12 protein-coding genes are annotated in these 12,802 nt (G+C 71.0%); 8 read left to right on the forward strand and 4 right to left on the reverse strand.

Annotated features, from left to right (window positions below):
* Positions 1-44: 44 nt before the first annotated feature.
* Positions 45-794, forward strand: coding sequence for a ZIP family metal transporter (locus tag ACN267_RS23430; protein ID WP_204958587.1), 750 nt, complete (start codon positions 45-47; stop codon positions 792-794).
* Between the two features lie 40 nt (positions 795-834).
* Here the strand turns inward: ACN267_RS23430 and ACN267_RS23435 are convergent, their stop codons facing one another.
* Positions 835-1,917: an NAD-dependent epimerase/dehydratase family protein gene (locus tag ACN267_RS23435; protein WP_421489664.1), complete on the reverse strand. Its 1,083-nt coding sequence runs from the start codon at positions 1,915-1,917 to the stop codon at positions 835-837.
* 55 nt (positions 1,918-1,972) lie between these two features.
* On the reverse strand, positions 1,973-2,665 hold the full coding sequence (locus ACN267_RS23440; protein ID WP_204958585.1) for a hypothetical protein: 693 nt from the start codon (positions 2,663-2,665) through the stop codon (positions 1,973-1,975).
* 381 nt (positions 2,666-3,046) lie between these two features.
* Between ACN267_RS23440 and ACN267_RS23445 the strand changes: the two genes are divergently transcribed.
* The 7 genes from ACN267_RS23445 (at position 3,047) to ACN267_RS23475 (ending at position 9,967) form a co-directional block, all read left to right on the forward strand.
* Positions 3,047-3,340, forward strand: coding sequence for a hypothetical protein (locus tag ACN267_RS23445; RefSeq protein ID WP_204958584.1), 294 nt, complete (start codon positions 3,047-3,049; stop codon positions 3,338-3,340).
* Positions 3,337-3,960: an RNA polymerase sigma factor gene (locus tag ACN267_RS23450; RefSeq protein WP_204958583.1), complete on the forward strand. Its 624-nt coding sequence runs from the start codon at positions 3,337-3,339 to the stop codon at positions 3,958-3,960. Before ACN267_RS23445 ends, ACN267_RS23450 begins: the two co-directional genes overlap by 4 nt.
* Positions 3,947-5,860, forward strand: a complete 1,914-nt coding sequence (locus ACN267_RS23455) for an EAL domain-containing protein (RefSeq protein ID WP_421489665.1) — start codon at positions 3,947-3,949, stop codon at positions 5,858-5,860. Before ACN267_RS23450 ends, ACN267_RS23455 begins: the two co-directional genes overlap by 14 nt.
* Positions 5,861-6,196: 336 nt before the next feature.
* Positions 6,197-8,605 (forward strand): nitrate- and nitrite sensing domain-containing protein, encoded by a 2,409-nt coding sequence (locus tag ACN267_RS23460; protein WP_307821190.1) that lies wholly within the window; start codon positions 6,197-6,199, stop codon positions 8,603-8,605.
* Complete coding sequence (locus ACN267_RS23465; RefSeq protein WP_204958581.1) at positions 8,602-9,033, forward strand: roadblock/LC7 domain-containing protein; 432 nt, start codon at positions 8,602-8,604, stop codon at positions 9,031-9,033. The genes ACN267_RS23460 and ACN267_RS23465 overlap by 4 nt, the downstream gene beginning before the upstream one ends.
* The gene (locus tag ACN267_RS23470) at positions 9,030-9,395 is read left to right on the forward strand and encodes a DUF742 domain-containing protein (RefSeq protein ID WP_421489666.1); all 366 of its coding nucleotides are present in this window, start codon (positions 9,030-9,032) and stop codon (positions 9,393-9,395) included. The genes ACN267_RS23465 and ACN267_RS23470 overlap by 4 nt, the downstream gene beginning before the upstream one ends.
* 17 nt (positions 9,396-9,412) lie before the next feature.
* Entirely contained in the window at positions 9,413-9,967 is a 555-nt protein-coding gene (locus ACN267_RS23475; protein WP_204958580.1) for a GTP-binding protein, read from the forward strand.
* A gap of 59 nt (positions 9,968-10,026) precedes the next feature.
* On the opposite strand, the gene ACN267_RS23480 is transcribed toward ACN267_RS23475, so the two are convergent.
* Both ACN267_RS23480 and ACN267_RS23485 read right to left on the reverse strand, forming a co-directional pair.
* Complete coding sequence (locus ACN267_RS23480; protein ID WP_421489667.1) at positions 10,027-11,436, reverse strand: tryptophanase; 1,410 nt, start codon at positions 11,434-11,436, stop codon at positions 10,027-10,029.
* Between the two features lie 21 nt (positions 11,437-11,457).
* A complete protein-coding gene (locus tag ACN267_RS23485; protein WP_421489668.1) occupies positions 11,458-12,549 on the reverse strand; it encodes a tryptophan dimethylallyltransferase family protein in 1,092 nt (363 codons plus the stop codon).
* Between the last annotated feature and the right edge of the window lie 253 nt (positions 12,550-12,802).

Here is a 12,802-nt window from a genome sequence, read left to right on the forward strand (position 1 = left end):
CCGGGTCTGGTTGACGCGGTGCGGGGGCGGGTACGGTCCCCGGAATGCCGCAGTGGTTGCAAGCCGGGGCGTGGGGCCTGCTGGCCGGGTCCGCTCTCCTGGTCGGGGCGGCCGTCGGGTTCTTCCTGCCGGTGCCCCGTAAGGTCGTCGCGTCGATCATGGCGTTCGGTGCGGGGGTCCTGCTCTCCGCCGTCTCGTTCGAGTTGATCGCCGAGGCGCACGAGCAGGGTGGACTGCTACCGACCGCGATCGGGGCGGCGGGCGGGGCGTTGGCGTATACCGGGGCCAACCTGCTCCTCGCCCGACGGGGTGCCCGGCACCGGAAACGCTCCGGCGGGGAGCAACCCTCCGAGCGGGAGCAGCCCGGTTCGGGCTCGGCGATCGCGGTGGGCGCGCTGCTCGACGGCGTACCCGAGTCGGTGGTGATCGGCGCGAGCCTGTTGACCGGCGGCCCGGTCAGCTTGGTCACCGTCGTCGCGGTCTTCCTCAGCAACGTGCCGGAGGGTCTGTCGAGCGCCGCCGGCATGCGCCGGGCCGGCCGTTCCCGCCGGTACGTTTTCGGACTCTGGACGGCGATCACCCTGGTCAGCGGGGTCGCCGCGCTGTTCGGCAACACCCTGCTGGGTGGCGCGCCGCCGGAGCTGCTGGCCACCATCACCGCGCTGGCCGCCGGGGCGATCCTCGCGATGATCACCGACACCATGGTCCCGGAGGCATTCGAGGACGCCCACCTGCTGGTCGGCCTGATCACCGTCCTGGGCTTCCTGACCGCGTTCGCCCTCTCCCACGCCTGACGGACCCCATGCCTGACGACCCGGCGGCCGGTGGCGCAGGTCAGTAGGGGTCGCCCTGGCCGGGGACGCGGCCCCGGAGCAGGCCGGCGGCCCGGCCGGGCAGGTCGGCGACACCGGACATCGGCGGGCCGGCGGTGTGCGCGCCGTCGGCCATCCCGGCGAACAGTTCCCGCAGCGCGGTCGCCGCGTCGACCTGCGGCTGCCAGCCGAGTTCGGTCTCGGCACGGGCGCTGGACATCAGCGGCGCGGCGAGCCCCAGCTCGACCCAGCCGGCGTCCACCGGTTGCAGCCGCAGCCGCCAGGTCAGCGCGGCGGCGGCACGTAGCACCGGGGCGGCCACCGGCACCGTCCAGCCCTTGAAGTGCCGGGCCACCAGTTCCGGGGTCAGCACCGGGTCCGCGGCGACGTTGAACGCGCCGCGCGCCTCACCGAGGACCGCGCGGGCGTACGCGTCGGCGACGTCGTCGGCGTGCACCGCCTGCATCCGCAGCCGCCGGTTGGCCGGTACGAGCGGGATCCGGCCGTGCCGCAGCAGCCGTACCGGGGCCAGTGGTCCGAGGAAGTACCTGGTGATCTCGGTGCCGGCGTCCCGTTGGAAGATCAGTCCGGGGCGCAGCCGCACCACCCGGAGCTGCGGATGGGCGGCCTCGACGGTGTCCAGCGTCGCCTCGACCTCGGCCTTGTCCCGGCTGTACGAGGAGCCGGGCACCCCGGTCGCCGGCCACCGTTCGCTGACCGGGTGGTCCTTCGGGCCGGGCGCGTAGGTGCCGACCGACGAGGCGTACACCAGGGCGGGAACCCCGGCCCGGACGGTCGCCGAGATCACCGCGCGGCTGCCGCCGACGTTGGTCCGGTGCAGGGTGCGCTGGTCGTGGCTGGGCTGGATCTGCCAGGCCAGGTGCACCACCGCGGCGGCCCCCGCGAAGATCGCGGTGAGCTGGTCGACCGCGCCGGGCGCGCCGATGTCGCAGGAGTGCCACCGCACCCCGGCGTAGGGCGCGCCGGGGTCGGGGCCGGGCAGCCGGCGGGCGACGCCGACCAGGTCGAGTCCCGGTTCCCGACCCAGCCGGCGCAGCACCGCCGTGCCCACGTTGCCGGTGGCCCCCACGATCACGATCCGCATGCCGGGTCCGGTACCCGCTGGGCCGCCCGCCAACCCCGCCGGGACGGATCGTGGGTCAGCCGCCGGCCGGGGTACGGGCCGGACCGTTGTCGACCAGCTTGAACGTGCTGCGCAACGGCGCGTCGCCCAGCTCTTCGAGGATCAGGCCCCGGCTGGGCGAGTACTGGAGGAACGCCGAGTCGTTGCTGATCGCGTACGCGCCCTTGCCCTTGTTGACGATGCTGAACAGCTGCGTCGGCTTACGCGAGTCGCAGGCCGTCCCCTCGACGGTGAGCGGTTTGCCGTCGCCGGGGTTGAGCACCTGCCAGCAGGCCGGGTCGTCGTTGGCGGGGTGGCCGTCGCGCCGGCCGTACGCCTTGATCAGGTACTTGCCGCCGCCGGCCGGCGTCGGGACGAACAGTTGGCGTCCGCTGTCGTCGTCGACCTCGACGAGCGAGCCGCCGTCCAGGGCCACCCCGGACTCGGCGGCCTGCACCCGGACGATGGTGACCTCCCGCTTGCCGGACAGCACCCCGCCGGCACCGGCCGTGGCAGACGGCTTTCCGGCGGGCCGGGACGGGCTCGCCGGGGGCGCGGTCGGGTCGGGCACCGTCGTGGCGGTGGGCGTCGCGGCGTCGGAGGGCGTCGCCGGCCCCGACGGCGTGGCCGTGCCCGACCCGGCTGGTGTCCCGCCACCGTCCCCGCAGGCCATCAGCGCCCCGGAGCACGCCAGCACCGCGACCCCGGTGATCCACTTCAACTTCGACATGCTGTGCTCCTCGGCCGGCGTTCCCGCGGGTGTCCGCGGGTTGTCCGCTGAGCTTGCCACCGGCGGTGATCAAGCCCAACGCAGACTGGACGCCCACGACCACCCGCCGGTTTCGTCATGACCGAGGAAGTGGGGATGACCGTCGACAACCCGACGTACAGGTGATCAGTGAGTCACCATAAGTGACTGTCGCTATCGGAGAGTAACCCCGACCGGCCGCCCGAATCTCGTCGCCCAGCGTGCCATCTGCATGACTTTTTGCTGTACGAGCTGCTCAAACGCTTGATCATCGATCTCTAGAAAGATTGTGGACAGTGCGGTATCTACATTCGCCAGCCGCCACGGATAGTAATTGACAGAGTGAGGCGACTGGGGAGAACGATGAACGAAGCGCTGGCGGAGATGTTCTCCGGCTCCGAGGCGATGGCGGCGGCCCTGGTCGTCGCCGGGACGGCGGCGGGGCTGATCCGGGCCTGTGTCACGCACCGGACGCGGTTGCAGGAGGAACGTGAGGCGTCGACACGCACCGCCGCCCGGATGAGCGGGCTGGTCAGGCTCGCGGCAACGGGGCACGACCTGGTACGGATCGTGGAACGTGATCGTGACGGGCACCGCGAGGTGGAGCTCGGCGCCTGCGGCGTGCAGCGGTGCGAGACCCCGGGGGAGACCGCATGATCGAGGTCGAGGGCACTGCCGCCCTGACGCCCGAGCCGGCCGACAGGAGGGCGCTGCGTCAGGCGGACGCCGCCCGCGTGAAGGCGGAGCACGACAGGGAGTTCGCCGCCTTCGCGGAGGACTCCTACCACACCGTGGAGCGTGTCCTCCGCGCGGAGTGCCGGGACCGTGAGGTGGTCGAGGACGCGCTCAACGAGGCGTACCTGCACGGGCGCGTCCAGTGGCACAAGCTCCGCAGCTACACCAGGCCGACCGGCTGGGTGATCGCCACGGCCCGGAACAAGATCCGCAAGGATCGCCAGCGACGTCAACGTGAGGCTGCGGTCGCGCCGGAAGACCTGCCCCCCACGCCACATCCCGACATCGCCGATGTGTGGGAGGCCCAGGAGGCGCTGCGGACCTGGTTGCACCAGCTTCCCGCGCGGCACGCCGAGGTGTTCCAGCTGGCACGCGAGGGTTTCACCAATCCGGAGATCGCCCGCCTCCTCGGGCTGACCGAGAACAGCGTTCGCTCCTACAAGGTCGCCGCCCGGCGGAGGTTGCGTGAGCTGGCCGAGGAGGCCGGCTACCCGGGCCCGGACGGCAACCGGCGGCAGGGAGGAAGCCGTGGATCTCGATGACGTCCTGGCGCTGGCCGAGACGAGCCGACCCGGTCCTCTCGAACTCGCCCGCGCTCGCCGCGTCGCACGCGCGGCGCAGGAACGCTATGACGCCGCGGTCGCGGGCGGCTACCAGATATTCGTCGACAGCGACCTCTATGACCCGCTGAGCGAAGACGTCGACGAGGTGACCCGGGTCGCCCGCGCCGCACAGTTGGCCAAGCAGGGCACGGTCACCTGGACGGCCGACCGGGTCCGGGCACAGGGGGCCGGACGTCTCTGCTGGTCGGACGAGATGGCGATGATCTTCGGACAGGCCCCGGGGACGGTCCACCTGACCCCGGAAACCCTCCTGCGGCTCGTCCATCCCGCAGACGTGGAACGGGTCCGCCATGCCGTCCGGACGGCATGGGAGCGGAGCATGCCTGACGACATCGGCTTCCGGGTCGTCCACCCCGGTGGCAGCGTCCGCCACGTACGTTGTCACCTCGAAGTCTTCAGCACTGCCGACGGGCCGGCGGGGATCATCGCCACGGGAGAGGACGTCACCGCAGTGGAACTGGCCCGGCAGGAGCGCCGTCGGCTCGCCATCCGCAGCGCAATGCTCTGTGCCGACCTGGCCGTGCCGGACACCGTGACCGGGCTGCCGACGCGTGGCTATCTCATCGACGAGGTGGACCGCGCCCGTCGGATCGGCGGTGGAACGCTCGTGGTCGTGGCGACCGAACCGGCCACCCGGCTGCCCGACGCCCTCACCGACGACGACCACGACGAACTGGCGGCGGCGATCGCCCAACTGCTGCGCACGACCGTCGGCGACGACGCGACACTGGGTCTGGTCGGCTCCGGCCTGTGGGGGGTGCTCCTCGGCTGCGTCGACGGTCTCCCGGAGGCCGCCGAGTCGCTCGCGGACCAACTCGTGGACACGTTCCGCAGCCACCTGTTCGTCGTCCGCCGGAAGACCCTGCGCCTCAACACCTGGGCGGGCCTGGTGCACTTCGGCAGTGGCATCCCCGACACCGGGTTCGACCTCCTCGTCGACGGTGAGCACGCGGCCCGGGACGCGCGCCGCAACGGCACCACGGTCACGGTCCTCGATCAGCCGGTCGCCGCCGACGACCGGACCGCCCGGTGTCGGTCCCGGGTAAGGCGCGCGGTGTCGGCCAACAGGTTCGCCCTCTATGCCCAACCCATCGTCGACCTGCGCCTCAACCAGGTCACCCGCCACGAGATCCTGCTCCGGGTGCGTAACGACATCGGTGAGCCCACCGCACCCTGGGCCTTCCTCGACATGGCCGAGCGCGTCGGCGAGATCCTCGCCGTGGACAAGTGGGTCATCGACCACGCCCTGGCACTGATCGGCCGGGGTGCTCAGACTTCCCATTACCAGATAAATGTTTCCGGAAAGTCAATCGCCGATCCAGGCCTGCTCAACTATGTGAAGGAGGCGATCCGTCGGCACCGGGTCAAGCCGGAGTGCCTGACCTTCGAGATCACCGAAACCGCCCTGATCGAGAACCGTAACGAAGCTCTGGCGTTCGCCAGCGGGATCAGGCAGGCCGGCTGCCGCCTGGCGCTCGACGACTTCGGTACCGGATACGGGGCCCTCGCCCATCTGAAATATCTTCCGGTGGACCTGGTGAAGATCGACGGAATGTTCGTCGTCAACCTCTGCCGGTCACCGGCCGATCAGGCGGTCGTGTCGAAACTGGCGGAGCTGTGCCACAGCCTCGGCATCCACGTCGCCGCCGAGTACGTGCAGGACGAGGGGACCCTCGAACTCCTACGGAGCTGGGAGGTCGACTTCGCCCAGGGCTACGGGACCGGGCGGCCCGAACCCATCCCGGCGAGCCCCAAGCCGCAGGCTCAGTCGATCGAACTCGAACTCGTGCTACCACCGCAACACACCGCAATGGGCTGAGCCCGGGGCCGGCGGGAGACCACCCGACCGCCTCGGCCGTTGCGCCGGTGTGTCGACCATCTCCCTTCTCGATCGCTGACCTGCACGAGCATAGGGATCTGTCCACAGTCGTCGAATCGTGGTCGGGTACGGGGTCCGGATAGACGGTAGGGTTGGCACACATCGGCGTCGACCAGTGGCGTAGGACCGCTGCTGTCTATGGCTTGACCAGGATTGGATACGACGACTTTGGCGCACAAACAGGCCGACCGCGAAGAACCGCGCCGCGCCTCAGACGACCAGGCCGCACCGACGACACCGGGTCGCGCCGGTCGACCGCAGTCGATCAAACGACGCGTGATCAGGCTGGTGCTCATTCCCAGCGTCGTCGCCCTGGTCGTCTGGCTCGTCGCCTCCGGCTACCTCATCTTCCAGGGTTTCTACAATCGCCAGGTCGCCAACAGCGTCCGGCAGGTGTCGATCCCGGCGGTCTCCGCGTTGTCCTCGATCCAGCAGGAACGACGGCTGAGCGTCAGCTACCTCACCCAGCCGTCCCGGGATCTCAGCCGGCTCATCGAGCAGCGGCAGCAGACCGACCAGCGGGTGGCCGCCCTGCGTCCCGCCGCAGCCTCAGCGCTGGCCGGCGCCCCGGACTCGATCGTGACCCGGTGGGAGACGCTCGCCGGCATGCTCGACGAACTGCCCAGCGTGCGGAGCACCATCGATTCCCGGTCGGCCAACGGGGCGGGTGTCTACGATTTCTACAACCGCCTGCTCGACGCCGCGACCGACCTCTTCGACACCCAGGCGAGAATCGTCCCGGACGCCACCGCGGCCCAGGGCGGCATCGCGGCGACGGAGGCTTTCCGCGCCAGCGACCTGATGTCCCGGGCCGGTTCCACCATCGACGGCGCTTTCGGTGCCCGCACCCTCAGCCCGCAGGACCATCTCGACTTCACCAACCTGGTCGGGGCCTATCACGCCGACCTCACCAACGTGGCCCCGCACCTCGAACCGCAGGCCCGGGAACGCTTCGCCGCCATCACCGCGAGCGACTCCTGGAAGGAACTCGTCGCGGCGGAGAGTGCCCTGGTCAGTAATGGGCCGTGGCGTTCCGGCACCCCGCGTGCCCTGTCGTTCAACCGGGCCCGGTGGGAAGCGCTCACCCGGCAGGTGTCCGACGATCTGATCAACCTGACCGTGGTGCAGGCCGACACGGTCTCGGCGCGCACCCTGCGCACCGGCAACACCCAGCTGCTCACCGCCTCGCTGGGCAGTCTGGTCGCCCTGCTCGTCGTCATCGCCGCGATCATCTGGGCGATCCGGCAGTCGCAGATCCTGGTGGACCGGGCGTTGTCGGTACGCCTGGCCCAGCTCGGCCGGGACGCCGAGGCGGTGGTCGACAAGCAGCTGCCGGCGATGATGGACCGGCTGCGCCGACGGGAGAAGGTCGACCTCGCCTCCGAGCTGCCCCTGCCCGACTACGGCAGCGACGAGATCGGCCGGGTGGCCGAGGTGATCAACAGGTCGTTGCAGGCGGCGGCGGGGGCCGCGGTCGACGAGGCGAAGACCCGGGCGGCGGGTATCGCGATGCTGATGGGTGTGGCCCGCCGCCCGCAACGCCCCCTGCAACGCGGCCTGAAGGTCATCGAGGACCTGCAGAACCGGATCGGCGACGAGCAGCTGCTGGCCGAACTGTTCGACATCAACCACCAGCTCACCCAGACCCGCCGCTTCCTGGAGAACCTCGTCATCCTGGCCGGCGGTCAGATCGGCCGCCGCTTCCAGAATCCGGTGCCGGTACGCCGGGTGCTGCTGGCGGCCTTCGCGGAGGCCCAGCAGTACCAGCGGATCACCCTGCGCAGCGCGCCGGACGTGGCGGTCGCCGGGCCGGCGGTGGCCGGCACCGTCCACCTGATCGCCGAGTTGCTGGACAACGCGTTGGCGTTCTCACCGCCGGAGACCACGGTCTGGGTGACCTGCATCGAGGTCAAGCGCGGCATCGCGGTGGAGATCGAGGACGCCGGCGTGGGGATGCGGGCGGACGCGTTGGAGCGGGCGAACGACCTGCTCGCCACCGCGCCGACCCCGGACGTGACGGCGCTGAGGGACGGCGCACAGGTCGGCCTGCACGTGGTGGCGGAGCTGGCCAAGCGGGACGGCGTCCAGGTGAGCCTGCGCGCGTCGGCGTACGGCGGCCTGCTGGCGATCGTGCTGCTGCCCGACCGGGTGATCGTCACCGAGTCGTACGCCGCCGAACTGGACCGTACCGACCCCGGCATCCTTCCGCTCGGCTCCGTCGCCACCGCGATGTCGCGGCCCGGCGTCGGTGCGGTGCTGCCGGTCGGCGGCGGCCGGCAGGAGTTGCACCCCGCGGCCGGGGCCCGGCCCACCGCCGTGGCGACCGCGGCACCGGGCGGTGCCGGGCGGGTGCCGGCCGGTCCCACCGGGGAGCGACACTCCGACCGCAGCGGGGGCATCATGACCGAAGTTCCGGCGCAGCGTGGCGCGGTGCGCGGCGGTTCGTCCGGCCCGCAGGTCGCCGACCGGCCGCCGCTGCCGCACCGCCGGCCGCAGCAGCACCTCGCCCCCGAGTTGCGCGACGACGGTCCACCGGAGCAGAAGTCCGACGCCACGCCGGCTCCCGCCAGGTCACCCGAGGAGGCCCGGGACCGGTTCAGCAGGTACCAGAAGGCCTGGGCCGCCGGCCGGGCGGCGAAAAACGGGGACTCCGCCAGCAGAGACGACCAAGGCAGGAACGCATGACCCACTCCGCATCGCAGAACGATCTGACCTGGATCCTCGACGATCTGGTGGAGGTCCCTGACGTGGTCTACGCGGTTGTCCTGTCCACCGACGGGCTGATCGTGCAGAAATCCACCTCACTTCCGCAGGACGCCGGGGAGCTGTTGGCCGCCGGCGCGTCGTCCCTGCACAGCATCGCCGCGGGGATGGGCCGCCGGTTCGACAGCGGCCCGGTCCAACAGGTCATCATCGAGTACGAGGGGCGGACGTTGTTCGTGGCCGCCGCCGGCCAGAACGCGCGGCTGGCGGTGCTCTGCGAACAGTCAGTCGACATGGGCACCGTCGCGTACGAGATGAGCCGCCTGGTGACCCGCATCGGCGACTATCTCGGCTCCGAGGTCCGCCTCGACGGCGCGCTGCTCGCCGACCGACCCGGGTCGAAACCATGAGTCACGACATGTGGGACGGCGACGACGAGGCGGAGGCCGGCCGGCTGGTGCCGTTGTACATCCTCGTCAACGGGCGGACGAGTCCCCGCAACACCAGCCTCGACCTGGCCACCCAGGTCATCGCCCTACCGGCCGACCAGACCCGGCTGGAGCTGGAGTACCGGGAGATCCTGCACCAGTGCACGGGGTGGATCTCCATCGCCGAGATCGGCGCCTACCTGCACCGGCCGCTCGCCATCACCAAGGTGATGGTCGACGTGCTCCACGAGCAGGGGTTTCTGGACATCGGCTCACCGGCACAGGAGAAGATCGCCGACCGGTGGCTGCTGGAAACGGTTCTCGCCGGCCTTCAGCGGATATAGAAGAGGGACTGATACACGTGGATCGGAAATCGGTGAAGGTCGTCGTGGCGGGCGGCTTCGGCACCGGCAAGACCACCCTGGTCGGGTCGGTCAGCGAGATTCCGCCACTGGTCACCGAGGAGGTCCTCACCCAGGCCAGCATCGGGGTGGACGACCTCACCGGCGTGGAGGGCAAGTCCAGCACGACCGTCGCCCTGGACTTCGGGCGGATCACCATCAGCAACGACGTGGTGCTCTACCTGTTCGGCACCCCGGGGCAGGACCGGTTCTGGTTCATCTGGGACGAGTTGGCCCAGGGCGCGGTGGGGGCGATCGTGCTCGTCGACACCCGCCGGCTCGGCACCAGTTTCCCGGCGGTCGACTACTTCGAGCGGCGGGGCATCCCGTTCGTCGCCGCCGTCAACCGGTTCTTCGGTGAGTGCCCCTACACCGAGGAGGAGATCCGCGCCGCGCTGGAGCTGGACGAGACCGTTCCGCTGCTGTGGTGCGACGCCCGGGACCGGGCCTCCAGCAAGCAGGCGCTGATCGAACTGGTGCGGCACGCCCTGTCCCGGCTGCCCGCCACCGCCTGAGCGACCCGGCGGCGTGCCGGCCGGCTCCGGCCGGGCGGACCGGAGCCGGACGTACCGGTTCAGTCGGTGCCGCCGCCTCCCGTCGGGAGCTGCGCCAACCGCACCTTGAAGTGGCGGAGCAGGGGCGGCGACGAGACCACCCGGTAGCCGGGGACCCGGCCGGGTTCCTTGGCGATGTCGGCGAGCACGGCGGCCACGTACTCGAAGTGGGTGTCGGTGTAGACGCGACGCGGGATGGCCAGGCGCACCAGTTCGAAGGGGGCCGGGGTGACCAGTCGGTGCCGGTCGTCCATCCCGCCGAGATAGAGCGAGCCCAGCTCGGCGCAGCGGATGCCCCCGTCGAGGTAGAGCTGGCAGCCGAGGGCGTGCCCGGGGAACTGCGCCGGGGACAGGTGGGGCAGCAACCGGCCGGCGTTGAGGTAGAGGGCGTGGATGCCGGCGGGTTGCACGGTGTCCACCCCGGCCTCGTTGATCAGCCGGGCCAGCCGGGCGGTGGAGGCGGCCCGCGCCCGCAGGTACGCGGGGTCGACCACCTCGCGCAGCCCCTGGGCGAGCCGTTCCAGGTCGTGGCCGGCCAGCCCGCCGTAGGTGGAGAACCCTTCGGTGGCGATCAGGTTGGCCTCGCACCTGGCGAACAGGTCGTCGTCGCGCAGCCCGATGAGCCCGCCGATGGCCGACAGGCCGTCCTTCTTGAGGCTCACCACGCAGCCGTCGGCGAGCCCGAAGGCGTGGCTGGCGATCTGCCGGGGCGTCCAGTCCCGGTAGCCGGACTCGCGCTGCCCGACCAGCCAGGCGTTCTCGGCGAACCGCGCCGCGTCCAGGAAGAACGGCACCCGGTGCGCCCGGCACAGGTCGCGGACGGCGGTGAGGTTGGCCATCGACACCGGTTGCCCGCCGAGGCCGTTGTTGGTGATCGTGATGAGGACCAGCCCGACCCGGTCGCGTTCCGGCCCGGTGAGCGTGGCGGCCAACGCGTCGAGGTCGATGTCGCCCTTGAACGGCTCCGCGCTGTCGAGGTCGAACGCGGCCGGGCAGGGCAGGTCCCGGGCCTCCGCGCCGGCCAGCGTGACGTTGGCGCGGGTGGTGTCGAAGTGGGTGTTGCTGAGGCAGAGCTGGCCGGGTCGGAGCAGGCTGGTGAAGAGCACCCGTTCGCCGGCCCGCCCCTGGTGCACGGGGAGCAGGTGCGGATATCCGGTGAGGTCGCGTACCTCGTCGCGGAACCGGAACCAGGAGCGTGCCCCGGCGTAGGACTCGTCGCCGAGCGCGGCGGCGGCCTCCTGCGCGGCCGAGGTGGCCCCGGTGCCGGAGTCCGACAGCAGGTCGATGGTGATCTGGTCGGCGCGCAGCTCGAACGGGTTGTATCCGGCGTCCGCGAGGGCCGCCCGCCGTTCCTGCGGGTCGAGGAAGGGGATCGGTTCGACCACCTTGATCCGGTACGGGGGCAGCATCGCGTAGGCGTCGACGGGCACTGTTCGCTCCTCGATGGACGGTCAGGGGTGTCCCGCGCCGGCCCGGCCGGTCGGGGTCGCCAGCGCGGTGCGGTCGACGGTCACCGGGCGGCGTGCCGGCGGGGTCACCTGGTACGCCTCGGCGGACAGGTAGACGGTCACCCCCGGGCGGGGGGCGCCCAGCCGCAGCGACAGGTGCGGGATCAGCCCGACGCCGTCGCGCAGCGGCCGCCGGGCCACCGCGGCGAGTGCCCGGTCCAGCACCGAACGACCGAAGCCGTAGCGGTCCAGCACCGCCACCACCCGGTCGTACGCCTCCTCGTCGTCGTCGACGTAGCCGCGGATCGGCACGTAGAGGCTGTAGCCGACCGGTCGGCCCGCCCCCTCGACGAGGGTGTAGCTGCCCACCAGCGGGAGGCCGGCGAACCGGGTCCGACCGCCACCGGCCAGCCTGGCGAACTCGGCGAGCCGGGTGGTGTCCACACCGTCGACCACCCCGGCCGCCCGGACGACGTCGGCCACCCCGGCGTCGTGGTGGGTCAGGTAGACCTTGACCCGCGCCTGGACGCCGTCGTGCAGGTCGAGGGCGAAGAACGTCAGCCGGTCCCGGCGGCCCAGTTCGCCCGGCCGGATGCCGTGGTCGAGCATCGCCCGGTAGGACCGACCCAGGCCGAGCCGGTGCAGCGCCTCGGCGACGAGGCCCGACGCCCGGTCGACGCCCCGCAGTTCCGGATTGAGGTAGACCTTGAACTCGGGTCGCCTACCGTTGCGGAACACCAGCGAGCACCAGACGGCGAAGACACCCTGCGGGTCGTACGTGGCGAACAGGTCGCGTACCGAGTCCAGCCGGGAGGTGGACAGGCCGGCGCGGTGCGCCTGCCGGTCGAGGAACCGCTGGGTGGCGAACATGTTGGTCAGGCGGCCGGGTGGCGTTCCCAACGTCTCGCCGAGAATCCGCACCGTCGGCGGTTCGGTGCCGCTGAAAGCGACGGAGAACTCCACCGGAGTGTGGTCGTCGGCAATGTTGGACGGCCAGCGTGGTGGGGCCGACAACGGCTGCGGGCCGGCCGGCCCGAGCAGGCTTTCCAGCAGTTCCAGCGGTTCTGCCGCACTGATTCCGCTGGCCTCGCACAATCGCCTCAGCTGGTCACTCAGACGATCGGAAAGGGAAACCTCGTCCATCAGTTCTCTCTCCTGATCATGCCGGCGACCAAAATAGACCTTAAGAAGCATTAATCAATAAGGTCAAGATTGATCACAACTTGCAATGACATAACAGGATCGAGACTGGCAAATCGCCCTGATTGATCACTCAGAGTCGCGTACAGGATACGTCACACCGAGTTGACGTCCGTCGGCGAGGTCACCGTTGCGGTCCGACCCCGGC

This window comes from Micromonospora sp. WMMD734, from assembly GCF_049178975.1.
GTDB lineage: Bacteria > Actinomycetota > Actinomycetes > Mycobacteriales > Micromonosporaceae > Micromonospora > Micromonospora wenchangensis.

Coding starts and splice junctions, on each gene's coding strand:
- ACN267_RS23430 (WP_204958587.1), top strand. CDS start 45: ATGCCGCAGTGGTTGCAAGCCGGGGCGTGGGGCCTGCTGGCCGGGTCC.
- ACN267_RS23435 (WP_421489664.1), bottom strand. CDS start 1,917: ATGCGGATCGTGATCGTGGGGGCCACCGGCAACGTGGGCACGGCGGTG.
- ACN267_RS23440 (WP_204958585.1), bottom strand. CDS start 2,665: ATGTCGAAGTTGAAGTGGATCACCGGGGTCGCGGTGCTGGCGTGCTCC.
- ACN267_RS23445 (WP_204958584.1), top strand. CDS start 3,047: ATGAACGAAGCGCTGGCGGAGATGTTCTCCGGCTCCGAGGCGATGGCG.
- ACN267_RS23450 (WP_204958583.1), top strand. CDS start 3,337: ATGATCGAGGTCGAGGGCACTGCCGCCCTGACGCCCGAGCCGGCCGAC.
- ACN267_RS23465 (WP_204958581.1), top strand. CDS start 8,602: ATGACCCACTCCGCATCGCAGAACGATCTGACCTGGATCCTCGACGAT.
- ACN267_RS23470 (WP_421489666.1), top strand. CDS start 9,030: ATGAGTCACGACATGTGGGACGGCGACGACGAGGCGGAGGCCGGCCGG.